The organism is Paenibacillus sp. JT31N11, from assembly GCF_056269285.1.
Genome location: NZ_JBWDNQ010000001.1, coordinates 1,802,961 through 1,828,572, shown reverse-complemented (window position 1 = coordinate 1,828,572; position 25,612 = coordinate 1,802,961). Strand labels below are relative to the sequence as shown.

At 49.9% G+C, this 25,612-nt stretch carries 19 protein-coding genes; 7 read left to right on the top strand and 12 right to left on the bottom strand.

Annotated features, from left to right (window positions below; genetic code table 11):
- Positions 1-21 precede the first annotated feature (21 nt).
- Positions 22-723, bottom strand: coding sequence for a thioesterase II family protein (locus tag AC0YNV_RS07845; RefSeq protein WP_475767200.1), 702 nt, complete (start codon positions 721-723; stop codon positions 22-24).
- Positions 724-1,212: 489 nt separating this feature from the next.
- Between AC0YNV_RS07845 and AC0YNV_RS07840 the strand changes: the two genes are divergently transcribed.
- Positions 1,213-2,223, top strand: coding sequence for a fatty acid desaturase family protein (locus AC0YNV_RS07840; protein WP_475767199.1), 1,011 nt, complete (start codon positions 1,213-1,215; stop codon positions 2,221-2,223).
- A gap of 154 nt (positions 2,224-2,377) precedes the next feature.
- A complete protein-coding gene (locus tag AC0YNV_RS07835) occupies positions 2,378-3,232 on the top strand; it encodes a DUF6597 domain-containing transcriptional factor (RefSeq protein WP_475767352.1) in 855 nt (284 codons plus the stop codon).
- A 5-nt stretch (positions 3,233-3,237) separates the two neighbouring features.
- Here AC0YNV_RS07835 and AC0YNV_RS07830 read toward each other — a convergent pair whose 3' ends face one another.
- From AC0YNV_RS07830 to AC0YNV_RS07815, 4 genes are all read right to left on the bottom strand, one after another.
- Positions 3,238-3,627: a VOC family protein gene (locus AC0YNV_RS07830; RefSeq protein WP_475767197.1), complete on the bottom strand. Its 390-nt coding sequence runs from the start codon at positions 3,625-3,627 to the stop codon at positions 3,238-3,240.
- A gap of 240 nt (positions 3,628-3,867) precedes the next feature.
- Positions 3,868-4,455, bottom strand: coding sequence for an NAD(P)H-dependent oxidoreductase (locus AC0YNV_RS07825; protein ID WP_475767195.1), 588 nt, complete (start codon positions 4,453-4,455; stop codon positions 3,868-3,870).
- 15 nt (positions 4,456-4,470) lie between these two features.
- Entirely contained in the window at positions 4,471-4,599 is a 129-nt protein-coding gene (locus AC0YNV_RS07820; RefSeq protein WP_475767193.1) for a hypothetical protein, read from the bottom strand.
- Between the two features lie 141 nt (positions 4,600-4,740).
- Positions 4,741-5,865: an acyltransferase family protein gene (locus AC0YNV_RS07815; RefSeq protein WP_475767191.1), complete on the bottom strand. Its 1,125-nt coding sequence runs from the start codon at positions 5,863-5,865 to the stop codon at positions 4,741-4,743.
- Positions 5,866-6,077: 212 nt separating this feature from the next.
- Between AC0YNV_RS07815 and AC0YNV_RS07810 the strand changes: the two genes are divergently transcribed.
- Positions 6,078-6,728, top strand: a complete 651-nt coding sequence (locus tag AC0YNV_RS07810; protein ID WP_475767189.1) for a response regulator transcription factor — start codon at positions 6,078-6,080, stop codon at positions 6,726-6,728.
- Between the two features lie 33 nt (positions 6,729-6,761).
- Here the strand turns inward: AC0YNV_RS07810 and AC0YNV_RS07805 are convergent, their stop codons facing one another.
- Together AC0YNV_RS07805 and AC0YNV_RS07800 are read right to left on the bottom strand one after the other, a co-directional pair.
- Complete coding sequence (locus AC0YNV_RS07805) at positions 6,762-8,711, bottom strand: sensor histidine kinase (protein ID WP_475767188.1); 1,950 nt, start codon at positions 8,709-8,711, stop codon at positions 6,762-6,764.
- Positions 8,712-9,157: 446 nt separating this feature from the next.
- Positions 9,158-10,558, bottom strand: a complete 1,401-nt coding sequence (locus AC0YNV_RS07800) for an FAD-dependent oxidoreductase (protein WP_475767186.1) — start codon at positions 10,556-10,558, stop codon at positions 9,158-9,160.
- 121 nt (positions 10,559-10,679) lie between these two features.
- On the opposite strand from AC0YNV_RS07800, the gene AC0YNV_RS07795 reads away from it, so the two are divergent.
- The 4 genes from AC0YNV_RS07795 to AC0YNV_RS07780 all read left to right on the top strand — a co-directional run bounded on the left by AC0YNV_RS07795 (position 10,680) and on the right by AC0YNV_RS07780 (position 15,055).
- On the top strand, positions 10,680-11,159 hold the full coding sequence (locus tag AC0YNV_RS07795) for a winged helix-turn-helix transcriptional regulator (RefSeq protein WP_475767184.1): 480 nt from the start codon (positions 10,680-10,682) through the stop codon (positions 11,157-11,159).
- Between the two features lie 392 nt (positions 11,160-11,551).
- Positions 11,552-12,370 carry a sugar phosphate isomerase/epimerase family protein gene (locus tag AC0YNV_RS07790; RefSeq protein ID WP_475767182.1) on the top strand — a complete coding sequence of 273 codons (819 nt, stop codon included), beginning with the start codon at positions 11,552-11,554 and terminating at the stop codon, positions 12,368-12,370.
- Between the two features lie 20 nt (positions 12,371-12,390).
- Entirely contained in the window at positions 12,391-13,965 is a 1,575-nt protein-coding gene (locus AC0YNV_RS07785; protein WP_475767180.1) for an FAD-dependent oxidoreductase, read from the top strand.
- Between the two features lie 22 nt (positions 13,966-13,987).
- Positions 13,988-15,055, top strand: coding sequence for a Gfo/Idh/MocA family protein (locus tag AC0YNV_RS07780; RefSeq protein WP_475767178.1), 1,068 nt, complete (start codon positions 13,988-13,990; stop codon positions 15,053-15,055).
- Between the two features lie 198 nt (positions 15,056-15,253).
- On the opposite strand, the gene AC0YNV_RS07775 is transcribed toward AC0YNV_RS07780, so the two are convergent.
- From AC0YNV_RS07775 to AC0YNV_RS07755, 5 genes are all read right to left on the bottom strand, one after another.
- Complete coding sequence (locus tag AC0YNV_RS07775) at positions 15,254-20,137, bottom strand: S-layer homology domain-containing protein (protein WP_475767350.1); 4,884 nt, start codon at positions 20,135-20,137, stop codon at positions 15,254-15,256.
- 99 nt (positions 20,138-20,236) lie between these two features.
- Positions 20,237-21,745 (bottom strand): extracellular solute-binding protein, encoded by a 1,509-nt coding sequence (locus AC0YNV_RS07770; protein ID WP_475767177.1) that lies wholly within the window; start codon positions 21,743-21,745, stop codon positions 20,237-20,239.
- A 130-nt stretch (positions 21,746-21,875) separates the two neighbouring features.
- Positions 21,876-22,799 carry a carbohydrate ABC transporter permease gene (locus AC0YNV_RS07765; protein ID WP_475767175.1) on the bottom strand — a complete coding sequence of 308 codons (924 nt, stop codon included), beginning with the start codon at positions 22,797-22,799 and terminating at the stop codon, positions 21,876-21,878.
- Positions 22,800-22,817: 18 nt separating this feature from the next.
- Positions 22,818-23,774 carry an ABC transporter permease gene (locus tag AC0YNV_RS07760; RefSeq protein ID WP_475767173.1) on the bottom strand — a complete coding sequence of 319 codons (957 nt, stop codon included), beginning with the start codon at positions 23,772-23,774 and terminating at the stop codon, positions 22,818-22,820.
- A 187-nt stretch (positions 23,775-23,961) separates the two neighbouring features.
- Entirely contained in the window at positions 23,962-25,575 is a 1,614-nt protein-coding gene (locus AC0YNV_RS07755; RefSeq protein WP_475767171.1) for a response regulator, read from the bottom strand.
- Positions 25,576-25,612: the final 37 nt, after the last annotated feature.

Sequence of the window (25,612 nt, the reverse complement as noted above, 5' to 3'; positions counted from 1 at the left end):
GTATTGATGGTTGGCTTGCACTCAATGCTCCGCTAATGTTTCGTTAATCAGATGCAGAATATCGAAATCGTTATCGTTAATGAAAAAATGTCCTCCGGGATAGCCGTAAAGGCCAAACTGCTCCTTCGTAAAATCCTTCCAGTGCATCATATCCTCATAAACGATATCGTCCCCCTTCCCGTATAATGCGGTTATATTGGCGTTTAGCCTGGACTTGTCCGGCATAAACGCATATTCTTCAATCAGCCTGAAGTCGGATCTTAATATCGGCAGAAAAATCTCCATTAGCTGTCGATTATGAAGAACCTCTTTGGGCGTGCCGTTTAATTCATCCAATTTTTTCTTGAATTCTTCCTCGGGCAGCTGGTGAAGATTATGGCTTCGTATTTTGTTTGGCGCTCTGACGCCGGAAACAAATACATGCCTGGGAGGATGAATCCCTTCACCCACCAGCTTCCTGCAGAGCTCATAAGCGATTAGTCCGCCCATGCTATGTCCAAAAAAGGAATACTTCGTTCCGCTGATATTTTTTTTTACATATTCAAACAGATCGCATAAGGCATCATCCATGTCTTTATAGCAAGTGTCCCGAAATCTTGTTCCTCTGCCGGCGTAGGGGATTGGCAGCAGCTCAATACCGGGAAGCAAATACTTGCGCCACGGATAGTAGATAGATTCAGACCCGCCCGCATAGGGGAAACAAAATAGAAGCATGTTATTCATGAGTGAATCCTTCCGGCAATATTTCTCTGTGGAACTATTAAATTTCAAATATTCTGAATCTTTTATATGCGATTTTCCATATGAATTCGTTTCCAACTGATAGAATTTCGGGTTTGCTTCTCAATACACTGCGGGCGCATATTGATTTTTGAAAATCATTTTATCATCCGCCCATTCAATTTTCAAATATGCACATTATTCCCTTTATTTCCTCCAAAACGTTAAATATCAGGGTCAATGTTCCCTATATTTTCTCAAATATGTTGAAATATAGGGATTAATCATGATAATTGACCTATTTCAATTCCAATAACTGATGTAATACAATTTATAATATACTAGTAATAATTGAAAGTGCAACATATTTTACTTATTCATGCCAATTATTACTGCTTGTTTTTTCTCCTATAACCTCTCTGTTTTACAAACACTTACAAGACTTTTCGTAACGTTTTTGCAAGACTCAAGTTATTAAGGAGGGCAACAATAATGAACGACGCAGCAAGCCGTTTGGAAGGAACAGAGCATCATGAATTGGAAAAGTATCGTTTTTCGCCTGAAATACGCAGCCATATACGCGAGCTGCAGCAGCAGAATAATTGGTACAATTACTTCGCCATAGGACTGGACTGGCTGATCATCTCGGCGGTTATCGCCCTATTTTATTTAAAACCGACGATTTGGATGTATCTCATCAGCATCACAATCATAGGAAGCCGTATGCGTGGTCTGGATATTATGATGCATGAATCCAGTCACAATATGCTGTTTAAAAACCACAAATTAAACAAATGGATCGCATGCTTATTTGCAGCTTATCCCATCATGATTTCCTATCGAGCCTACATTAAGGGTCATATGACCCATCACAAATACTTGTGGAGCGATATTGACCCCGATAAAATCCGGTATAAATTGGTTGGATTGGATAATCCTCCGAAGAGCAGGATGGAATTTTTTCTCCGTCATTGTCTGAGACCCTTGACCTTGGTTCATGTTCCCCGCTATTTAAGCGGCATGATCAAAGTAACGATGTATTCCAAAGAGGAAACGCGTTTCGACAACATTGTGCGGGCTGTATATTGGGCATTGATCATATTCTGCTCCATCTTTTTCGGGTTTTGGCTGGAGCTTATACTTTTTTGGGTCATTCCTTTTATGACGACGCTGCAAATTCTGAAATATTGGGCTGAGATGGCCGAACACGCTGGCCTGGAAAACGATAAGGAAATGTTTGCGACAAGGAACTCCTTTGGAAATTGGTTTGAACGGGCGCTTCTTCATCCTCACCGCAATTCATATCATTTAGTTCATCATCTTTTCCCTGCCATACCCCATTACAATATCAAGAAGGCGCATCTTGTTCTGATGGAAGATTCCGAATACCAGAAGGCACATCATTGCACCGGTTTTTTCCTGTCGCTTGCCCCGGGCTTTTCTTCCGTTATTGACGATATTCAAGGCCGCATTCCCTTTTGGAATAAGTTAAAAGGCAGATAATGGGGAAGCGTAACCCACCATACTGTATTTGGATTCTTATTCCTTCCAATTCGTACAACAAGGCTGCCGGGTTTCGCTGGCAGCCTTGTTGTACGACAGCAGAGGACTCAATTCAATCAAGGTACCTGGCTGCAGCTATGCTATAGTATTTGTAATGCTGCACCCAAACTGCTCGATACTGGAGAGATCTCTGATGGAATTGAAACCCGGAAAACCCGTTGGACTATTACACGTAAATAAGGAAAATCCCAAATTTTCAGCTTCCCGGTACTCCCCCTCCACCGATCTCATTCCTTTCATTGAGCATTACTGGATTGTCCGCTGGGATCTTCGGGGGCAGGAACCGCATCTTCAAGAAACCCTGCCTCATCCTTCCGTTCATCTTGTGTTTGAAAGAGACAATTCGCGAATTGTGGGCGTTTTTAAAGGGAGATTTTCAGTGCTTCTCCAAGAGCAAGGAGCGGTCTTCGGCGTCAAATTCCTGCCTGGAGCTTATTATCCCTTTCTGAACAATTCCGTTTCAACCCTGACGGACCGCATGGTGCCTTTCCAGGAAATCTATGGAATGAGCAGCCAGGCGCTGGAGCAGCGGCTTTTTTCCCAGGAGACCGCAGAGCAGATGATTCCTCTTGCAGAATCATTTATTCGGGAACGGCTCCCTGAACGGGACACCAATGTCGATCTCATTAATACCATCGTTCAAACGATCATCTCCGATAGAAGCATCATCAAAGTAGATGATATTGTGCGCCGGTTTCCTGTTAGCAAAAGGCAGTTTCAGCTCTTATTCCGTCAGTATGTGGGGGTCAGCCCCAAATGGATCATTCAACGCTACCGGCTTCACGAAGCGGTCGAGAAAATGGACGATGGCAAGATTCCCGACTGGTCAAGGCTTGCTTTGGAGCTCGGCTACTACGATCAGGCTCATTTCATTCATGATTTCAAATCTATCGTAGGAACATCCCCGGAAATCTACACGAGATGGTTAAATGAACCAAAGCCGGACTAAGACTGTTAAAGCGGGTGTTTATAGAGTTCGATCACATTGCCTTCCGGATCGCGTAAATGGGCAACCCTTGCATTCCATGCCTGCCGGTCATGAGGTTCATTAAGGAGCTCCACCCCTTTTTCTTTCAAACGGGCGCACACCTCGTCCACATCATCCACGGCAAATGCGAGTAAAAATTTCGACTGTGATTCTGTGCCGGTTGGAAGATGGTTTTCATCGAGCACGTCAACGATATTTTGACGGGAAAAGATTTCGATTTTGGTTTCGCCGGTATTAAACGATGCGAACTGCATCTCCTCTGCGGAAAAACCCATTGGAATCTCCATGACATCTTTGTAAAAGGCTACATTTTCGTGAAAATCGTTTACCAGCAGTCTGACTTGGGATAATTTCATTGTTCCACTACCTTTCTGTATATATTTTGGCTAACCCGGGAGTAAATAGGTTTCCTATGCCCAATTTAACAAAATCAAGGAACACGGTATTGTAAAAACGCGATAAAAATATTGTAAGGGAGCAGAGTAAGGGAACATGATGGGGATGCAGGCTTGCTGATAGACTATGATCAGCCGTATATACAAAGAAGAAATGAGTGTGGGTAGGCGAGCAGAAACTAAAGTGTTCCATGCACTGAATTATTTTGGAAATAATGAATGAATCGTATCTTCAACTTCCTGTAACAACCCTTTATATCCATCCCCATCGAGGTTTCCTATGCTGCCAAAAAATAAATGTCCCACAGGTTCAATACCAACGAAGTCCAAGATGCCAATATCAGACGTAATTTTCAATCCGGCGGTCATCCCAATCGTATCGTAAATTTCCAGGGGAGTAGCATGTGTGTTGATAATAAATCCCTTCTTGCCTGTCAGCATCTTAACGATACCTTGTTCACCAACACTATAGGCAAAGCCGTAAGAGAACACGCGGTCAATATAACCTTTAAGGATCGCGGGAAGTCCCGTCCACCAAATAGGATAAATAAATGTAATAACTTCCGCTTGCGTGATAAATTCTTGTTCCGTTTTAATATCCTGCGGTGTTTGCCCGGCTCTCATCGCAATTGAATCTTCTGATTTTAGCACAGGCTGGAAATGGAGTGCATACAGATCACGCACAATAACCTCATGGCCGTTTTTTATTAATGCAGCGGCTGCGGTTTCCAATATCGCGTGGTTAAAGCTTTCAGTTTTTGGATGGGCAAAGACTAAAAGATGCTTCATTTTAAGGTCTCCTTGTCATTTTGAAATGTTTTCGACGAGACAGTCTACGATTTTGCCGCAGGTCAAGTTGGCGATGGCGCCAGTAATGGCGCTGCCCGAACCGGCACTATAAGGACTGCCGCATTCGCTGCTTATTTGAGTCATGGCATGTTCATTCCTCCTTTGATCCGAAAGCTTGCTGCTGGGAACGTTTAGGAGGCCATTCTGATTCAATTATATCGTATGGCGTATGAAGCCGTTTCTTATCGATTGCTATTATGACTAAAAAATCAAACAACTGTGATCTCAAACCACCCTTTTGATGCCGGGGATCCTGCGGATGAGCGATGCTGCCGTGTAGGAGAGAATGACGGCGGCACAGCCGACCAATACAAATTTTACGATCGGATGCCAATCCAAGGAACGAAGTGCAAAGGACACATAGGTCACAAACAGCGCATGAATGATATAAACGAGAAAAGCGTTGGAGGAAAGCCATCCGGTAGACATAGCTGCCTCGCTGTTCCATCGTTTGCGGAACCATACCAGCAGCACATAGGAGATCCCCAAACCAAGCAGCGGATCGATTATTGCATAAAAGGCCGCTTGCCAGCTCATTCCCCCCATGAATTGGGATATGTCGCCCTCCAATGCCCCTCCGAACGCCATCCCTGCAGGAAACAAGACGATCAGCAAAATGACGATCCCCCTCCACTTCCGGGCGGCGTCTTCGGTTAGCTGCTGCAGCCAATTCCCGCGACTGGCCGCAATGCCCGCCATGAACAAGCCGATATAGGCCGGAAAATATGCCAATTGCAAATGCATTACCTCGGTTCCAACGGGGTATGCCAAGCGCACGATAAAATTTGCAGCCATGACGATTACAAGATAACCTGCTATAAGCCGCGGTGTCAGTGAGGGAGGTTTACGGAGAGGCTTGCCTGCGGTTATCTTACGAAAACCGGAATAGATGACGAAGAACAGCAGCAGCGCAACCAAATACCACAGCGGCCCTACTTCAAATTCAATCAAACCTCGAAGCGGATGAGGGGTGATCTCCTCTTTCATATATATGCCCAATGAACCTTTATGCCCGTTCGCAACATATCCGAGGAGCGGAGCAATAACCAGCATATAGAACATCAGCGGAATTCCGAACCGGAACAGGCGTGCCTTAAGGAATCTGCCTCCCCCTTGGCGGTCATAGGAAGCGGGGGTCACAAAACCGGAAATAAAAAAGAACAGCCCCATAAAAAACGATTGGTTGACAGCCGTAAATATCGTAAGCAGTGTATTCACCACAACATTGTCCTGATGCTCGTAATAAAACCAGCCTCCCGAACCGCCATAAGTAATTGCCGTATGGTGGAGTACGACCAGCACCGTCAAAAAAACTTTCAAGCGGTCCAGATAAATCAACCTCTTCTCCATTTTTGCATCCCCTTTCGTTCTCATGCACCAACAATAACACGGGAGTCATAGTAAGCTCACCGAAAGAAAGAGGAGAAACCGCGCAAATCGAGCTTCGGTACCGGGAGGCATTGCTTTCGGTCTCATTGCGGACGATTGCGGTGCCGCGGAGCTGCCGGTATAGTATAATAAAATCATTCATTCACTAGGAAAGTAGTTTGGGGGGATCGATTGTGACCCATATTTTGTTGGTTGACGACCACCGGACCTTCTTGGCTGGAACTGCCATCATTCTCGAAAAAAACGGCTTTCGCGTGACGACCGCATCAAGCGGTGCATTTGCGGTGGATCTCATGGAACAATCTGTTTTTGATCTGTTCGTATTTGACCTGAAGCTGCCGGAGATGAACGGTTTCGAATTAACCGAAGCAGCTCTGCAGCGCCATCCGGAAGCGATAATCGTCATATTGACCGGTGAAGACATCTCGGAGCATTACGACAGGCTGATCGAGATTGGGGTAACCGGCATTCTGGAGAAATCTCTTGGCGAGAGGGAATTTATCGCCAGTCTTCAATTAGCTATCCAGCAATTAACGGTTCTGCCTGTCCATCTCGCCAGGCAGCTGAGAACCAAAGAAAGACGCCTCTCCGACCCAGGCGTGGATTCCGGGGGAGCGAACCGGACATTATCGGACAAAGAATTGGCCGTCTTGAAGCTGATTGCACAGGGACATAAAAATAAAGACATTGCGGACCGGCTTTTCATGAGCCAGCGAAATGTCGAATATCTGATCTCGCATCTGTTCGGAAAATTGGGTGTGACCTCCCGGCAGGAGGCCGTCATGAAGGGCATCAAGCTGAAATGGCTGAACATGGACTTGTAGCCTGTTTGCCGCTGCCAATAACGGTTCACCGCATCAGACCGGCACAGAACAATGGACCTTGACCCCTTGACCGGGCTCAGACTGCACCGACACTTCCCCTCCTACCATATGGATCCGCTCCGCAATGCCCCTTAATCCAAACCGGTTCATGGAAGAAAAATCGATGCCGGTCTCCATGCCTTTGCCGTCATCCTCATACCGTATATATACATCGCTTTCCTCCTGCCCGATCTCCATTATGACTCTGGACGCTTCCGAATGCTTGACCGCATTGTTAATCAGTTCCTGCACGACTCTGTAGACCGCCGTGGTTTGCTCGTCGCTGAGAGAAGCGGTTAACGGCAATGCATGGAATTCCAGATGAAAATCAACCCGCAGCCGGGTTTTCTCCACCAGCCTGGAAACCGCGTGCAGCACGCCATGATCGGACAAAAACGACGGCATTAGTTCCCGGCATGTTTCACGGATCATGAACTCGGCATTATCGAGACCCAGACGTATCTGCTCATTGTCCTCGTTCAGCCATTGTCCGGCGGGCATTCGATCAAAGGTACGGCGGATATGAAGCAATTCCTGCAGCACTTCGTCATGAAGGTCGGAGGCCAGACGCTTCCGCTCCTTCTCCGCTATTTGCATAAACAGCTTGGATAACCATGGCGACCGATCCGCTTGCCGCTGCTCCATTTCCCTTAGCCGGCTCTCAAGCAATTGAAAATATTCATAAAAGATCGATACGTATTTGGACATGAGCAATAAAGCGAACCTATCCCGTTCATCTACCAGGATCGGACCGCCATCTGACGAGCAAACGGCCAAATAAAGCCTTATCCCGTCAGTTCCGCCCGCCGATCCCAAAACCATCGCAGGAGTGACAATCGCTTCGCCAGCGGACATCCGGTTCCCTGTTGACCTCAGCATCCCGCCAATATCCTCTTCCCAGGAGGAAGGAGCAGCCTTTCCCTCGAATTGGACAAAATCTTTCGCTTCATCGTACTTCACCAGCATAAACGCATGCGGCTGGAAATATCGCTGCCCTTCCCGGATGACGCTTTGCTCCAAATCGGCGATCCGGTAAGTCCGAAGCAGTACAGACAACAGTTGATCCAGCCGCTGCCGGGTATCAACTTCCTGCTCCAGGGAGGTGTTTTTCGCTCGGAGCTCGCCGGCGATGGCTCTATTATCCTTAAGCGTCTGGATGAACCGGCGGAAAAACAGTATCCCAAACACGGTCAACAGCGCCAGCAGAGCCCAAGGGAATGTATCCTCCAGGCATTGCTCCCAATACACCAGGCGGTATCCGAGATTGCGCCCGGCAATATCCTCCAGCAAATCTTTTCCCGGATCAGGCAGCAGGACCAGCGCAAACAAGACGAATCCGGATGCAATTAACCTTAGCTCCGCCTGATTCGCCTTGCTTCGCAGAAGGGTCAAAAATTGTGAAATGCAAAGGGCCATGTTCAGGAAAACAAAACCCAGGAACAGCCGGTTCAGGACAATGTGCATAGAATCGCCGACAGGCAGCAGCGAGGCTGCCGCAATGACGGCCCAAAGAAGTCCTCCCGCCCAGAGCAGCAGGCGGACGACGGGTCTATTTGAGGTTCCCAGCAGATAAGAGACAAAAGCGAAGGACAAGAACGCAACTCCGCTTTTGATGGCCAGCGAGTTGTATGGAATTTCCGGGAAAGGCCCGAACAACAACACTTTATCATCCCATTCCGCAAACAGCTGAAGCGACGTCAAGAACGAGATGAGCCCAAGATAAAGATAGCCGCGCTCCTGATTGAGAACGGCGAACATCGCCCAGAAGATGAACGCTACGAAAACAAACAACAGGACGAATATGGCATCGTCCAGATGGTGGCGAAACTCGTTGAACACCTTCGCCCCGCCGTCGAGCGGCTTCAACAGTGTATAGTTGATCAGACCGTTCATCCCGAAGAGGAGGAGCGCCGCTCCTGATATCTTAGCCATCGTTTTCAGCATCGTCGCGTCTGTTCTCCTTATGCCGATCCATATTCTCTATCCGTTTACTGCCCATAATCGTCTGCTGTGAATCCGGAGCCTGCTAGTTTGTTCCAGATTATTCCTGCATATAAACCCTTCAGACGATGGATATGGAGAAAAGTTGCGGGTTATTCCAAAATCCCGAACGCAGCGGCAGCACAACGCCACTTCCAGTTGGCCCGTACAATCCCCCCTGCTCACTTCTGCATTGCGTTTTTAACGGCATGCCGAATTGCTTCTTGGCTTTCCCAGCCGTTCCGGATTTAAGATGAATGCATGTTGTTATCTCATTTCATTAAATCAAAAAAGCCGCGGTATCCGCGGCTCGTTTTTGCAGTCCTATTATTGTCTTCCTCTGTTGCCAGGCATCGCCATGAATGTTGTCTTTCGTACCATCCGACTTTCGTTTCATGCACCTATTGGTTTTATGCTTGATCGATCAGTGCGAACAAGTCGTTGAAGATCTCGGCCATGCCAGGATGCGTGTAGATCCGGTCCCTCAAATACGTATAAGGTTGATTGCTGTCCATCGCCAAGGCAACCAGGTTGATCAATTCTCCCGCTTCCACACAGAACAGCGTGCATCCCAAAATTTGGCCGTTGGCCGCATTGACAACGGCTTTGACCATGCCGTCCGTGTTTTTCAATATTCTGGCCCGAGTCGAAGCCCCTGCCGCAAGTTTGGCCACCTTGATCTGGTAGCCTGCTTTCCGCGCTTCTTCTTCCGATAATCCTACCTGCGCGAATACCGGTGTAATAAAGACGGATTGCGGGATGTTCTTGCGATCCTGCCGCGAGCGGGATCCGTCGCCGAATAATTGATTCCTGATGATGCGGTAATCATCGAGCGAAATGTAAGTGAACTGCGGTCCGCCATTGACGTCCCCAATCGCCCAAATATGAGGCACATTGGTACGAAGCGTATCGTCGACTGCGATAAACCCTTTGTCCGTAACAGCCACGCCGGCGCGATCAAGCGCAAGCGTATCCGTATTCGGTTTTCGGCCGGTAGCAATTAGCACGGCGTCGACCTCTGCTTGTTCGATCTGTCCCTCGCCGTTGATCAGCGTAATGACCGTCGCACCGTCGTTGTCCTTTATGTTCTTTACGCGGGTCGAGAGGCGGAAACGAATGCCTTTTGCTTCCAGGACATGTTTGATCTCTTCGCGAACATCAGGGTCTGCCCGCTTCAAGAACTCCGCTCCTCTCTCGAAAACCGTGACCTCGGCACCGAAATTGGCGTACATAGAGGCGAACTCCAGGCCAATATATCCGCTGCCGATAATGGCCAACCTCCGCGGGAACTTATTAAGGCCAAGCAAGGTTGTGCTGTTATAAACGCGCTTGCTGGCGTCCGCTCCTTCGATTGCCGGCATGAACGGTTGCGCGCCGGTATTGACGAAAATATGCTTCGCCGTGATCGTGACGGGTTCCATTCCTTGGATTTCAACCAATACCTCGTGTGGCGAAAGGAATGATGCATGTCCGGTAATCAATTGGATACGAGGGTGATTCTCGATATTTTCCTGATTTTTGCTGCGCAGGAACGCAACCATTTCTTCTTTGGTCCGCCATGCTTCCTCAAAAGCGCTCTGTTGCCCGGCGAAATCGGCGTAACCGCGAGCGGCGGCATTTTCCGCAGAATGAACCAGCGATTTGGTCGGAATACAGCCGATATTAATGCAGGTTCCCCCATACATAGCCGCGGATTGCTCGACCACCGTTACGCTCCAGCCTTGCTTTGCCAGAAAAGGCGCCAGCGTCTTGCCGCCCTTCCCAAACCCGATGATTAACGCGTCTGTTTGTTGATCTATTATAACGAACACCTCCAGATTTGCTACGTGTATACTATACAAAAGAAAGTTCTAAAAAACAACTAAGTTCTTATATGAAACTTAATCGGGCTATGTTATACTTTCTGATATCAAGGAAGGCGGGATCAACCGGATGAAAAAAGTCTATGATTTAGAGTGCAATATTGCCGAAACGCTGAATATGATCGGCGACCGTTGGACGCTGCTGATTATCCATGAAATCATGATCGGAACGCGTACATTCAATGACATGAAGCATGCCCTTAATGGGCTTTCCACAAGTATTCTTTCGGAGCGGCTCCGCATGCTGGAAGAAGATGGACTTATTATTTCCCGCCTTTACTCTGCGCATCCCCCGCGCTACGAATATGGTTTGACGCCAAGCGGACAAGCGCTGGACAACGTCATGAACGCCATCATCCTGTGGGGTAAAGATCATTTGGAAACCTGCTATAAGCGGATTATTCACCGCTCCTGCGGCGAGGAGATCAACATTTCCTATTACTGCCCGCATTGTGAACGCAATGTAACGGACATAGAAGTCACACCCGTCGAACACATGCCAGTCAGCAGCGTAAGCGACGATAATTTGCCAAGCGATCTTGGACATTAGACAAGAAGAAACAGCGGTCGCCTTCCCCGGGGCGGCCATTTTTCATTGAAATTTTAGAAAGAAGTGTAAAATTTGGCCTCACCTTTTCTGATATTTTTGAGGAAGAAATCAACTTTGCCGCCAGAGGACGGTGACAGCCGTGCCGTTCCTTCCTATGATTCGATATTCTCGCGCCTTGTGTTCACTCAGGCAACAGCTTGTGATAACCGCAAGCCTTGGACCCGGAAGAGACGTTCTGTCCGTGCGCGGCTGCGGCTGCATCATCAATAAACGCATCATTTTACCATAAAAGGTCATCCTCCTACCCTACTTTTTCCTCCTGCCAGCTTCTACAATGAGAATAAGTCCGTACATGATTCATTGAATTGAATAAGAAGTGGAGGAATGCGAGGATGGAATTATCGTTGAGTATGTGGAGTGTCCACCGGACGGTGAGAGAACAAGGCTGGACCGTGATGGACTTCTTATCCTTCTGTTCCGGGGAAGGTATCAGGCGCGTGGAGCTGTTAAATGTGTTTTGGCAGGACATAGAGCAGGAGCTCCCGCAGGTATTGGACTATATCCGGGACAATGGAATTACGGTGGTGAGCTACGCCGTAGCCAACGACTTCGTGAATGAATCACCTGTGGAACGTTCAGCCGCATTAAAACAAATAACGGAGGCTTTTCCAACGGCCCAAGCACTTGGCACCTCGATGATTCGAGTATTCTCCGGCAATCTCAGCGGAAACATCAATTATGAGACGGCGCTGGATTGGATTGTGGATGGGTTGTCTGAGGCCGCCGGGCAGGCAGAGCTTGCAGGGATGGTGCTTGGTCTCGAAAATCACGGCAAGCTGGCCGGCAGCGGTGAGCAGGTTCAGAACATCATCGATCGTATCGGATCCCCCGCTCTTCGTTCCACCTTCGATACCGGCAATTTCCTTCTGGTCGGCGAGCATCCTTCGCAAGCGCTTGAAGTGCTTCTGCCTCTAATTGCCCATGTTCATATAAAGGATTTCTACCCGGATACAAACGGGCGGTACACGTCTCTTGGCGGCCAAGCCTACGAAGGAATTGCGCTGGGTAAAGGCGAGGTTGAGGTCGAGAAAATTGTGAACCGCATGCGCGAGCATGGGTATCAGGGGGCCTTTGTCCTTGAATATGAAGGCTTGGGCAGTGAAGTGCAAGGAATCCTTGATAGCTTCGCATATTTCAACTCTATCAAATAATCATAAGGGAGAATGGCAAAATGAAACGCGAATTCCATGCCGACATCATCATTATCGGAGGGGGAACCGGAGGCACCGCGGCTGCGCTGGCTGCGGCAAAATCGGGGAAAACCGTTATCATGACGGAAGAAACCTTGTGGATCGGCGGTCAATTGACGAGTCAGGCCGTGCCTCCCGACGAGCACCGGTGGATTGAATCATTTGGCTGTACGCGAAGTTATCGGCAGTTCCGTGACGGTATCCGTCAATATTACCGGCAGTTCTTCCCCCTCACAGCCGAGGCTAGAGCGATCTCCCATCTGAATCCTGGCAGCGGCATCGTCAGCCGCATTTCCCATGAACCGCGGGCGGCCGTTGCTGTCCTGCATGGCATGCTGGCCCCGTATATCCACAGCGGTCAGCTGCAGATTCTGTATCGTCATGTGCTTGTGGAAGCAGAGACAACGGAAGACCAGATCCGTTCGGTTACCGTGAAGTGCCTGGATACCGGCGATCAGCTGGTTTTGCTCGCTCCCATCTATGCGGATGCGACGGAATGCGGAGATTTGCTGCCCCTGGCCGGAATAGAGTATGTGACCGGAGCGGAATCCGTTGCGCAGACCGGTGAGCCCCATGCGGTGGAAGGGCCGCCGCAACCCATGAATATGCAGGGCTTCACCAGCTGTTTTGCGGTGGATTACCGGGATGGCGAAGATTATACCATTGCCAAGCCTGAGCTTTATGAGTTTTGGCGGGATTACAAGCCCGATTTCTGGCCGGATCGGCTGCTGAGTCTGAGCGGAATAAAACCTTCCACTCTGGAGCCCATCCAATACGGGCTATTTGCGGATACCGATAAATTTCCCCTGTTTCTATACCGTCAAATAGCGGATCACCGGCATTTTCGTGCAGGAACGTATCCAGGCTCGATATCGCTGGTGAACTGGCCGCAAAACGACTATTGGTTGGGGCCGATAATTGATGTCAGCGAAGAAGAGCGGGCCCGGCATTTGTATCAAGCCAAGCAGCTCAGCCTCTCTCTGCTCTATTGGCTGCAGACGGCTGCACCGCGGCCGGACGGCAAAGCGGGATATCCCGGACTTCGGCTGCGGCCTGATGTGGTCGGTACGGCAGATGGCTTGGCGATGTATCCCTATATTCGTGAATCCCGGCGAATACAGGCTCAATTCACCGTTCTTGAGCAGCATGTGGCCGCTGCATGCCGCCCGGGTGGCCAGGCCGAAAAGTTCCACGATTCAATCGGCATCGGCAGCTACCGCATTGATCTGCATCCGAGTACAGGCGGTCAGTCCTATATTGATATATCCTCTCTCCCCTTCCAGATTCCGCTTGGCAGCCTGATACCCAAACGGGTGAGCAATGTCTTGGCGGCAGGTAAAAACATTGGCGTAACCCATATTACCAATGGCTGCTACCGGCTGCATCCGGTGGAGTGGAATATCGGAGAAGCGGCAGGATATTGCGCCAGTTACTGCCTGGATCATAATGTCAATCCAACTGACATACGCAGCAGCGGGAAAGAGCTTGCGAGCTTTCAAAACAGGCTGATTCAGGAAGGCATCGAGCTGGAATGGCCATCCATCCACGCGGTCTGACTACTATAAGAATGAGGTGCTGATGATGAGCAATCCTATAAAAATTGGCGTGATAGGTGCCGGGACCATCTCGGAGATGCATTTGCGCTCCTATCATAATCACGCCGAAGCTGCACTCCATGCCATCTGCGACCTGCAGATCGGGCGCGCCCAGGCCAAAGCCGGGAAGTACAATATCCCCAACGTTTATTCCGACTATAAGGAACTACTGGCTAATCCCGAGATTGATGCCGTCAACATCTGCACCTGGAATAACTCCCACGCGGAGATCAGCATCGCCGCCCTGCAGGCAGGCAAGCATGTATTGGTGGAGAAGCCGCTCTGCAGGAACGTGCGGGAAGCCCTTGCCGTTCAGCAAGCGGTTCACGCTTCCGGCAAGATTCTTCAGGTCGGATTCGTCCGCAGATACGCGTCTAATACACGTATCGTCAAAGCCTTCATGGATGGCGGCGACATCGGACCCATCTATTACGCCAAAGCATCCTGTATCCGGAAATTGGGCAACCCCGGAGGGTGGTTCTCCGACCTGGAACGTTCCGGAGGCGGTCCTTTGATCGACGTTGGCGTTCATGTGATCGATTTATGCTGGTACCTCATGGGCCGGCCCAAGGTGCGGTCAATCAGCGGCAATACGTACAAGAAGCTGGGCAACCGCTCGAATGTCCAGAATCTGAAATCCTACAAAGCCGCGGATTACGACGCGGAGCACAATTCGGTGGAGGATATGGCCAATGCGCTTATCCGCTTTGATAACGGGGCATCTCTCCTGGTTGATGTCAGCTTCACGCTTCATGCCAAGGAGGATGAGCTGACGGTCAAGCTTTACGGGGAACAGGGCGGCGTAGAGCTTGAGCCGGAGCTCACGTTCATTACAGAGAAGCATGATACGATTTTGAACAGCACCCCTCAGATCGATAGCTTGTCCTTTGACTTCGCAGCGGGCTTTCAGGATGAGATGAATTATTTCATTGAGGTCTGCCAAGGCAAAAAACCGACCTTAAGCCCCGTAGAGGACGGTGTGGAGATGATGAAGATCTTATGCGGCATTTATGAATCAAGCGAGTTGGGCCAAGAAATTTATTTCTCCTAGAACTTATGGATCGTATAAGGCCATAGAAAGAAGCATAAATAAGAAGAAGCGGCGTCCTTAAGCGGCGCGGCAAGTTTCTTCACTCAAAAATATCAGAAAAGTATCGGCCAAATTTTTATACTTTCTGTTATTTTTAAAAAAAAAGATGACTTCTGAATCATTCATCAGAAGTCATCTTTTTTCTCATCTTATCGTTATCTAACGGTTGATATACCCTGCGTGCTGGAGCATTCTCATCAGTACAACAGCGGCTTCGGCCCTTGTTGCTGAACCCTTGGGCACGAAGCCCGCAGCAGAGCGTCCTTCCATAATTCCCATATCGGTAACAGCAGCAACCGCCGATTCAGACCACGCTGCGATGGCTTCTCGATCCTGGTAGCGCTGCAGGGTCTCGAGCAGATTTCCTGATTCTTGTTCCACTCCTGTCATTTGCAAAGCCCGCAGCAGCAGGACGCTTAATTGTTCGCGTGTTATCGGCTCATTGGGCCGGAACTCTTTGTCGTTGATGCCCTCTACAAGTCCCCTTGCGGCAGCGGTCCCTACTGCTCCTGCGTACCAGGCATCCCGGTTTACATCGCCGAATGTCATTTGCTCCTCCCCATCTCTCCAGCCTAACGCGCGGACCAATAGTGTGGTGAATTGGGCACGCGTGATCGGCTCATTCGGCGTAAAATGAAGATCATCTGTCCCCTCGATGATTCGTTTGGAAGCCAGCAGACTTACCTGCTTGCTTGCCCAGTGGCCGCTCATATCATCAAATGTCTTCTCTGAGCTAGCCACAGAGAACAGACCCAGCTCGGATAATATCAACCGCACATCGGAATTCCCATCCTCTTCCTGCTCGACCAAAGCAGGAATGAATAGGCTTTTCCCTTCTGCCGGGTCATGCGATAACGCTGACGTAAGATAAGGATCGGCTTGCCCGGATAAATGAAAGGTAAATCCGGCTTTGGCGCCATCCAGGCTGGTGACATGCTGCTCTACGCCGCCTTGCTCCCATACCAGGCCGATATCAATGCTGTAGCCAAGCTTAGATGCCCCCTCCAGCCTGAGCCGGCGGTTGATTTTCTCCTCCTGATCATCGGGCAGCTTGCCGATTCTTATTTGGAGCATCTCTGCAGGTTTGGCTGCATCCAGACCTGCCTGCAGTCCAGCCAGCGGCACTTCGAAGCGGCCGAGCGGAGAGCTGATGACCATTCTGCCTTTTGGCAGAGCCGCCAATGCTTTATCTAATCCGCTTACCGGAAGATTAATCAAGAGCACATCCTCCACCTCTTGAATGGAGTAATCCAATATCTGGTCGGAGGCGTTCAACTGCTGCAGCTGTTCGATTTCCTTCAGCAAAAGCTCCAGATTGACATCCACATTCGTCAGGAATTGCCCGTTTGATGCCGCTTCATATGTTGCCGACAAGCGTTCAGCCGAGGCTGCAGCCTTATCGGGTACGACTGGCGTGTCTGGTGTATCTGGTGTATTTGGCGTTTCCGGTATCTCTGGCGTTTCCGGTGTTTCTGGAGTCTCTGGTGTTTCCGGTGTTTCTGGTGTTTCCGGCACTGAACCATCGCCGCCCGGTGGCGAGTCCGTTCGAATGATCTCCAAGGTTTTGGTATTGGTTTTCAGCTCATCCACGTACACATCGATCGTTATCCCGTTGATCCCTACTGACAGCGGAATAGTGGCTGTGAAGGCACCGTTCTCCTCTACCGATGCGGATTGCCCGTTTAGTTTAACTGACGCTTCACCCGGACCCAGCACATCGACATGACCTTCAATTTCCAATTGGCTGCTGCCGGTTTCCCGCCCTTCATCATCCTGCAATCCGCTCAGAACGGCGGCCCGCACCCGATCCCCTTCATCATAGGCATTAGCCACGAGTTGCCTGTTTGTTCGAATACCTGACGGGTCGAGTGTCGTAATGACGAATCCGCCAGACGGGATCACACTATTATTCATCTCCGGAACTCCCCAGCTCCAATTGATCGCCTGGTTCCGGTTAACCACCCGGGTTACCTCCCCGGAGTCGTTAACCACGACCTCAACACCGAATTGGTTCGTTCCCGTGGAGTATCCGAATGCTTCTGTCAGCACATTGATATTTCCTTCGATCCGGTTGACATCATAATAATTGCCTTCCAGGAACGATTCAGGGCTGTCAGGCAGACTCATCCCCAATTGATAATCCTTGACATATTCTTCATCCCTGAGCGCAGCCGAAACCATCGGCCAGTTAACCTGAGAGGCGTCGAATAGCATTAATCCATTCGTATTCTTAAGTCCCGCCTGGAATACCTCCCGCTGCATAGCCGGAATTTGCACATTAGTCAAAGCGATTCCTGCATACAGCGGAATTTCACCGTTAGTCGCTATATTGCCCAATGTAATGTATTTCTCGATTTCCTGACTTGTCGTTTGATAGGCGCCGATCATCAGGAAATCCAGGTACTCGATATAGGCCGTTTGATAATATTCCGGTGTATAAAGCGATTCATTGCCAATCCCCAGCCTGGGATCAAACCTAAAGTTGGTGCTGCCCCAGTTGACGCCGTTCAGATAATAGGTTTCGTACCAGGATCCCACATAGGAGGAGACCTGAATGGTTCTCCCTGTTGAGCTTTCATAGGATTCTGTCAGGTCCTTCACTTCCTTGAAGAAGCTCTTGATTGTGCCGGAGCGAAACTCCCACCAATCCTGAATCAACGGTCCGTCCACCCGAACGTTTCCTGCAAATCCATAGACATCTGTTGGCCAATTCGCAAGCTGCTTGCCTCTGCTCTGCAGGAAGCTCTCGAATTTCGCCCGGGTCTCTTCGCTGAAGTCAGCTCCTTCATTATCATACCGGCTGCGGTCATGGACGACGCCGTCCACCTGATAATTTTTTATAATTTCTTCAAAGGTTTTGAGCTCGTATTCCCTTACCTCATCGTTGGCAGGATTGACAAAAGCCACCAACCCCTGCTTGGCACTCTCGCGGAGCCGCTTGATCTCTCCATTGTTCTCGGCGTAGTGAACCCGTTCCTCCCAACCCAGATGCTCATCCAGAACGGCGAATTCGTTATGGGCAATAGATCCTTCGGCGAATACATTCACGGCAGCATGGATTTTTAATCCCAGCTCGTGTCCATAGGTGATGAACTCCTGCAGCAAATCCAGATCCGGATTGGAGCCGGCTTTCTCCGGAGCTGTGATTTCACTGACGTATGGGCGTCCTGTCAAGTCATTTTTCTTATATGAGGCATAACCCTCAACGCCCTTAACATCAAAGACAACGGAGGTGGTGCCATTATCCTTCGCTTTTTTCAGAAATTCATAAACCTGCTCACTGGATTGCAGCTTTCTCGCGTTCGAAGCCTGATCCACCCACAGGATAACCTCTTTCTCCGATGTGAAATCCGGTCTGCTGAAGACAACCAGGTGGCGTAAATCCTGCTCGATCCCGTTCTTTTCTACTTTCACATCAATATAGTTCGTGCCTGGAGTCAGAATATGAGTATAAGAGAAGCTTCCGTCCATCTCGAAGGGGACTTGTGTTTCATTAACCGATAATACAGTAGCCTCTGGATCGTCAATGTTAAGTATTTCTCCCGATATTATCGTTTGATTGTCGACTACCGTATACATCGGGTTGTTAGTCAGTGTCAGGCGGGCGATCAAGCCATTGCCGTTCATCACATCTCTGACAGGCACCACCTCGCCGTTCTTGCGCAGTTTGATGATATCTCCCACCTTGAAGTTAGTGGCCAAATAACGCTTGATATCATTACTGGTATAACTGTTATCCTGCGCCATCAGCACATAGCCGTCTTCCGGGATGAGCAATTCAGTCGGACCTGTCCACACAGGCGCGCCGCCGTTGACGGATGGGTTGACCACCTGCAGCACCCTGCTGCCCGCATCCACCTGAACCGCAACATTGTATTGAGGCACAGTAATGGCTTCGCCATAATCCCGAGTGAATAACGATATGACATTGCTGATTCCTGTTACATCGGTATCGATATAATCGAGCTTCTTGCGCGGACCTTCGATGGAGATGGTGATATCGGCCGGCGCCGCCTCCACCTCGATATAATCGCCGCTCTGCTGCGAATTATCGTAGGTAACAGCCAGCGAGATCAGGGCAAGCTCCGCTTCCGCTACCATTAGCTTGATTGCCAATGTATTGGCACCTGGGGCAAGGAACACGTTTAAACGAAAGCTGCCGCCTGCTGTAACCACCGTTTCCCTATCATTAATGGTCAGCTTCATATCCAGCTCCTCCGTATAATTGGACACATACCCGCTAACCTCGAAAACGGGTGCCGTCACAGTCGTACCTGATGGCGTCGTTAGATGGAGTTCAGGTTCCAACCCCGGATCCGTGCCCGGATCGGGCTCTTGCCCCGGATCCGCGTCAGGATCGGGCTCTTGCCCGGGGTCCGTGCCCAGGTCAGGCTCCTGCCCGGGGTCCGCATCCGGATCGGGCTCTTGCCCCGGATCCGCGTCAGGATCGGGCTCTTGCCCGGGGTCCGTGCCCGGATCGGGCTCTTGCCCGGGGTCCGTGCCCGGATCAGGCTCTTGCCCCGGATTCGTGCCCGGATCAGGCTCCTGCCCGGGCTCCGTATCCGGATCGGGCTCCTGCCCGGGATCTGTATCAGGATCAGGCTCCTGCCCGGGGTCCGTATCCGGATCAGGCTCTTGCCCCGGATCCGCGTCAGGATCGGGCTCTTGCCCGGGGTCCGTGCCCGGATCAGGCACTTGCCCCGGATCCGCGTCAGGATCAGGCTCCTGCCCGGGGTCCGTATCCGGATCAGGCTCTTGCCCCGGATCCGCGTCAGGATCGGGCTCTTGCCCGGGATCCGCGTCCGGATCAGGCACTTGCCCTGGATCCGCATCCTGCACCGGAACTTCCCCGGATTCCGAGTCCTGCACAGGCGCTTGCCCCGGATCCTGCTCCAGGCCAGGCTCTTGCTCCTGGTCTGTCATCTCTTGAACCGACTCAACAGTTGGCTCTTCGGCTGCTGATGCAGGTACAACAACAGGTGCCAAGAAGGTAGCAAATATAGAGAGAATAAGGACAATCGGCAATCTTCTCAAGATCCTCATGTTCAAATGGTTTTCCACCCTTCTCATCAATCTTGCTCTGGCGATCCTTTCAGAAAAAAGCAGCTGCGCTTTTTGCAACTGCTTGATTCCAAAATCGTATTATTTCGTCGACTGGTACCATTCATTGGCGCTACTAACCATATCAGCGCCTCCCTCAGCGCGCCACTGAGCCAGGAATTGATCATAGCTGTCCAGAGGCTCCGAGCCGGCAATAAATTTCAGTACATTATCGTCCAGCAGCTTGTTCAGCTTCAGTGTGTTTTTGGATATCGCTTCGATAGGCGGAGCCAGGGACATAGGATCGACAACGACAATTCCTTCCGAGTTCTTCTGAAAATCTTCATAGTAGGCCTGGAGCACGGGGTCTTTGCGTACACGCGCCTGCCAATAAACAGGATAATTCTCTTCATCTACCCCGGTCATGAATGCGCTGGCATTGTTCAGATCATCGTTGAATTTAGGCAATATTGGATAATATTTTCCATCCTTGACCTCGTGATGGACGCCTTCGATACCGATCGCCATTCCCTTGAAGGTTTCCGGCTCAAGCTTGGCGTTCAACAGCTCCATAGCATCCTCTTTATGTTTGGAGGCTTTGGGAATGGCAATGAACCAGGTGGTATTGGCGACCGCTCCTATAGACGCTTTTCCCTCCTTGTTCTTTAAGTACGGGATGACGGATACAGTCGCATCAGGGAAATTCTTGCTGAGCGCATTAATCGTATTGCCTGCATTCCACCAGGCCAGTTTGTAGACGGCGGCCTGACCGCCGGAAAATTTCTCAATGGCTTTCGCCGCTGTATTAAGAGGCATTTCTGTATCCACTAAACCCTCACTGTACAATTTGTTCATATAAGCGAGAAATTCCTTCATCTCCGGCTGCTCGGCTTTGTGGACAATTTTATCGTCCACTACCTTCCAGTCCGTGAGCACGCCGAAGGCTGCGGCGATATCCCCATAGATCGAATCTTTGCTGCCTGTAAGCGGAATGATCTTTTTCTTCTCCTTGATCGTCTTGAGTACCGTGTACAGTTCATCCGTATTGGAAGGGATTTCGAGGCCAAGCTCATCGAGCCAATCCTGCCTGATAACCAGCTCCTCCCCGATACTGACGCCTGCTCCCGCCTCCGGCAGCGCATAGATCTTGCCGTCAATCGTTGCGCTCCCCCATGATTCGGGCTTGATGGCCTGATTAATATAATTACCATGTTCTTTAAGCAGCTCGTCAATCGGTTCAAGAGCTCCGGCTGTAGCCAGATTATAGAACTGGGCAGCATTCAGCTTCATGAGGTCGAAGCTTTCATTGCCGGCCACCAGCAGATTCAGCTTCTCATCCGCATTCTCAGCAGGCAGCATTTCATATTCAATGTCATATCCCGTTTTTTCCTTGATGTATTGGCCGGTGTACTCTTTGTTTGGATCGAATAAGCTGTACTGCATAATCATGCGAAGACCCGGTTTCGTTCCTTCCTGCTGACTATTAGTGTCCCCTTCGTTATTCCCTGCGGCGGGAGTTGCAGCGGGGTCTGAATTCGGAGAACCGCTGCAGCCGGCGACTGCTAAACTTAATCCGAGAATAAGGGCAAGGCGTGCTGATTTCTTCATCATGCTTGAACCTCCTTGAATGATAGACTCTTAAGTAATTAACGAATAACTTCTTCAATATCGTCATCCCTGACTTCAACAGGCAAGCCAAGCTGCAATAGGAGCGGCATCACCATCCTTAAGCTAATCAGAATCAACCCTTGACTGAGCCTACCAGAACGCCTTTTACAAAATATTTTTGCAGGAAGGGGTAGACGAGCAGGATCGGAATCGTGGCCAACAGGATCGAAGACGCCTGGATGGATTGGGGAGTGGTATTCAATGCCGCATCCACATTATCCTTAAGGAATTCTCCTCCCGAGGACACGAACAGCTCCTTCAAATACAGCTGCAGCGGCTTCAACGCAGGATTTGAGATGTAGATCATAGAGGTGAAATAATCGTTCCAGAAGGCGACGGCAAAGAATAAGGCAATCGTGGCAAGCACCGGCATCGACAGGGGAAGGATAATGGACGTTAATATCCGGATGTTTCCCGCTCCGTCCAGCTTGGCCGATTCCTCCAGCGATTCGGGCAGTCCTTCGAAATAGTTTTTGATAATCAGCATGTTGAAGACATTCACCATTGCGGGCAGGAACAATACCGGGAACGTATTGACCAGATTCAGATTATTCATAAGCAGATAAGTGGGAATCAGCCCGCCGCTGAAGAGCATCGTGAAAATGAACATCAGCAGCAGCCATTTTCTGCCCCTTAGCCGGAGCTTGGATAACGGATACGCTGTGATTGTCGTCAAAAGCAAGCTGAGTATCGTTCCCGTTACCGTCAAGAGGACCGAAATCTTCAAGGAATTAAGAAACATCTCATCCTGCAGGACATAGCCGTAAGTGCCATACTGAAAGCCTACCGGCAGCAAGCCTACCCTCCCCGAAATCACAGCCTCTTCGCTGCTGAAGGATTTGGCGATCAGATTGACGAAGGGAAGCAGCGTCGTGATTCCCATCAGGACAAAAAAGATATAATTGAAGATGGCATAAGCCTTTTCCGCTAAAGAGCTTTTAATCTCCCCGTTTTGGGCCGCTGCTCTTCCTTGTTTGACTGCCGAACGGCTGTTCATGCGCTTTCCTCCTCTTGTTTACCAGATTCCACGCTGCAGATATTTTCTGCTTAAGGCATTGCCCGTGATGACGAGCGTAAATGAAATCACAGCTTCGAACATGCCGACCGCCGTTGTGAAGCTGTAATCCTGATTGCCCAGACCCATCCGGTACACATAAGAGCCGATAACATCCGAAACCTTGTACACAACTGGATTGTACATAACCAGAATCTGCTCGGTGCCTGCCTCCAGAATATTGCCAAGGCGTAAAATAAACATCAGGATGATAATGGGCGCGATCCCCGGCAGGGTGATATGCCACAGCTGCTTCAGCCGCCCTGCTCCATCGATTTTGGAAGCCTCGTAGAGCATGGGATCAATGTTGGAAAAAGCCGCCAGGTAGACAATAGTGCTCCATCCCGTCTCCTTCCACCCCGCTGAAGCGACCAGTACGCTGCGGAAATAGCTGTTGTCGAGAAAGAAAGAGATGGGCTCCAGATTCATGGCGGCCAAAAGCTTGTTTACAATTCCTCCGTTCGTCGACAAGAGGTCGATGAACAGTCCGCCGACAATAACCCATGACAAGAAGTGAGGCAGATAGATGACGGTCTGTACCGTTCGTTTGAAGAGGACATGACGCATCTCATTGAGCATCAGTGCGACAATGATGGGAAGAGGAAACAAAATGCCGATTTTCAGCAGGCTGATGATCACTGTATTTTTGAATACAAGGGCAAAATCAGGCGAGGTAAACAATTTCTCAAAATGCTTGGCTCCTACCCAGGGACTGTCAGCAAAGCCGGTGAAAATATTGAAATCCTTGAAGGCAATAATAATCCCGTACATTGGCGTATACTTGAACAGCAGAATAAACAAAATGCCAGGGACCAGCAATAAGTACAGATCCCATTCCCGCCATATATCCGACCACAGCCGCATCCAATAGCTCCGGCGGGGATGGGTTGGCGTCAGCTTATCTGTCGCAGGCTTCATATTAATCCCCCTTTTAAGTGGTGTTGTACTTCAAATTGTAGACTCCGATCACCACAATGAGTAGGCGAGTGTCATTACTATTTCTGGTAATCTGATGTTTAGTTTCTCGAAATTTTCGGGCTGGCGCCGGCATCGAAAAAAAACCTGAACCCCTCTGTCGAAGAGGATTCAGGTTTGTGTCCGGGGTTTAAGGTTTACATTCGCCGGGGTTTACGCCCCAGTATTTGCGGAACACTTTGGTAAAATAACTGACGTCGCGATAGCCAACCAGGCGGGCCGCGTCATATACCTTTAATCCTTCCAGCAAAATGGCCTTGGCCCGCTCCATCTTGCGCTCCAGCACATAGGCGGAGAAGGCAACCCCCATCTCCTGCTTGAACAGCCGGCTTAGATAAGATGAATTGACATACAGCCGATCTGCAACGGTATGCAGCGTTATTTCCTGGTCGATTTCCTGATCCAGTATCGTCAGAATCTCTCTTACCATTTGATTGCTGGTCGTCCTCCGTTGATTATGCCTGAATGTGGTGATATGCCTCACAATGCGCGCTAACCATGACCAGGTCTGCACTTGTGTTTGAAGCAGCTTCAGATTTTGAAAATAGATGAAGTCATCCCCGACCACATTTCTGACCATCCAGCCTTGCTTCTGAATGATCCGGACAAACAAGCTGCTCAGATACAGCACCGCTTCATGTACTTCATCTGCCGATTCGAATTGTTTAGCCCCTTCCTCCCACAAACCGGCCAATGCTTCCATCGCTTTGTGCTCATCAGCGGTTTCCAGGGCGATTTCCAATGTCTTCTCCAGGCTTTGATGAGCCAACTGAGTATGCGGGCTGCGCTCAGGCACCTCCCGATACGGGATCGCAATATCAGGTCCGTACACCATCCGCTCCTGGAGTGCTCTGCATGCTTGCGCATACAGCAGCTCCATCTCCTCCAGGCTTCCTGCGGAGGAGCAGATGCCGGCGCTTGCTGTAAGCTTGAGCACAGCCTTCGTCTGGGATAACAGCTTGACGACCGCCGAATTAAAGAAAAGCATCGCTTCATTGGGAGACTGAGCGGCTTTCGCGATGAACACGAGCAGCAGATGATGATCGCCGTCCGTACTGACCCAGCAGGATGGATGGGATAATAACTCGTTTGCCATGCATTGCATCGTAAATTGCAGCAGCGGCCTGTCTTGAGGAGTGAACCGCGGGTTGCCATCGTCGGGGATCGGATCAAGATCGACAACGGCTACGGCGATCCGGTCGTCTTCCTTCAGTTCAATGTAGAAATCTTTGCTTTGCTTTAATGCTTCCAGGGGGGTAAGCTTTCCATTGACCCAGTTTTGAAAAAAGTTATTTTGCAGGATAGGCAGATGATCCTTCCACTTCTGCTCCAGCGCCGCCTTGCTCTGCCACTGCTCCCACTCTTCCTGGAGCTGCTTCCTGGCTTCGAGAACTGCCTCCAATATCTCGTCTTCGCCTGCCGGCTTCAGCAAATACCGGGAAACCCCATGCTCCATCGCATCCTGTGCGAAGGCGAAATTATCATGTCCGCTCAATATAATCATCTTCATAAAGGACTTCGTTTCCTGCTGCTCCTGCAGCCTGCGGACCAGGGTCAATCCATCCATCTCAGGCATCTGCACATCGATAATCATGATATCCGGTTTATTGCGCTTCACCAGCTGCAGCGCCTCCAGCCCGTTCGATGCCAGTCCTATCAGGTCAATCCCATGTTCCTCCCATCGTATATTATGGGCCAGCGCATTGCGCAAGCGCGGTTCATCCTCCACAATCATCAAATTCATATGGGTTCTTCTCCTTCCGTTTATTTGTGGCAGCAGT

Bases quoted from the DNA above. Each gene is read 5' to 3' on its own strand.
- AC0YNV_RS07845 (WP_475767200.1), bottom strand. From the start codon at position 723: ATGAATAACATGCTTCTATTTTGTTTCCCCTATGCGGGCGGGTCTGAA.
- AC0YNV_RS07840 (WP_475767199.1), top strand. From the start codon at position 1,213: ATGAACGACGCAGCAAGCCGTTTGGAAGGAACAGAGCATCATGAATTG.
- AC0YNV_RS07835 (WP_475767352.1), top strand. From the start codon at position 2,378: ATGCTGCACCCAAACTGCTCGATACTGGAGAGATCTCTGATGGAATTG.
- AC0YNV_RS07830 (WP_475767197.1), bottom strand. From the start codon at position 3,627: ATGAAATTATCCCAAGTCAGACTGCTGGTAAACGATTTTCACGAAAAT.
- AC0YNV_RS07825 (WP_475767195.1), bottom strand. From the start codon at position 4,455: ATGAAGCATCTTTTAGTCTTTGCCCATCCAAAAACTGAAAGCTTTAAC.
- AC0YNV_RS07820 (WP_475767193.1), bottom strand. From the start codon at position 4,599: ATGACTCAAATAAGCAGCGAATGCGGCAGTCCTTATAGTGCCGGTTCG.
- AC0YNV_RS07815 (WP_475767191.1), bottom strand. From the start codon at position 5,865: ATGGAGAAGAGGTTGATTTATCTGGACCGCTTGAAAGTTTTTTTGACG.
- AC0YNV_RS07805 (WP_475767188.1), bottom strand. From the start codon at position 8,711: ATGCTGAAAACGATGGCTAAGATATCAGGAGCGGCGCTCCTCCTCTTC.
- AC0YNV_RS07795 (WP_475767184.1), top strand. From the start codon at position 10,680: ATGAAAAAAGTCTATGATTTAGAGTGCAATATTGCCGAAACGCTGAAT.
- AC0YNV_RS07790 (WP_475767182.1), top strand. From the start codon at position 11,552: ATGGAATTATCGTTGAGTATGTGGAGTGTCCACCGGACGGTGAGAGAA.
- AC0YNV_RS07785 (WP_475767180.1), top strand. From the start codon at position 12,391: ATGAAACGCGAATTCCATGCCGACATCATCATTATCGGAGGGGGAACC.
- AC0YNV_RS07780 (WP_475767178.1), top strand. From the start codon at position 13,988: ATGATGAGCAATCCTATAAAAATTGGCGTGATAGGTGCCGGGACCATC.
- AC0YNV_RS07775 (WP_475767350.1), bottom strand. From the start codon at position 20,137: ATGAGGATCTTGAGAAGATTGCCGATTGTCCTTATTCTCTCTATATTT.
- AC0YNV_RS07770 (WP_475767177.1), bottom strand. From the start codon at position 21,745: ATGATGAAGAAATCAGCACGCCTTGCCCTTATTCTCGGATTAAGTTTA.
- AC0YNV_RS07765 (WP_475767175.1), bottom strand. From the start codon at position 22,799: ATGAACAGCCGTTCGGCAGTCAAACAAGGAAGAGCAGCGGCCCAAAAC.
- AC0YNV_RS07760 (WP_475767173.1), bottom strand. From the start codon at position 23,774: ATGAAGCCTGCGACAGATAAGCTGACGCCAACCCATCCCCGCCGGAGC.
- AC0YNV_RS07755 (WP_475767171.1), bottom strand. From the start codon at position 25,575: ATGAATTTGATGATTGTGGAGGATGAACCGCGCTTGCGCAATGCGCTG.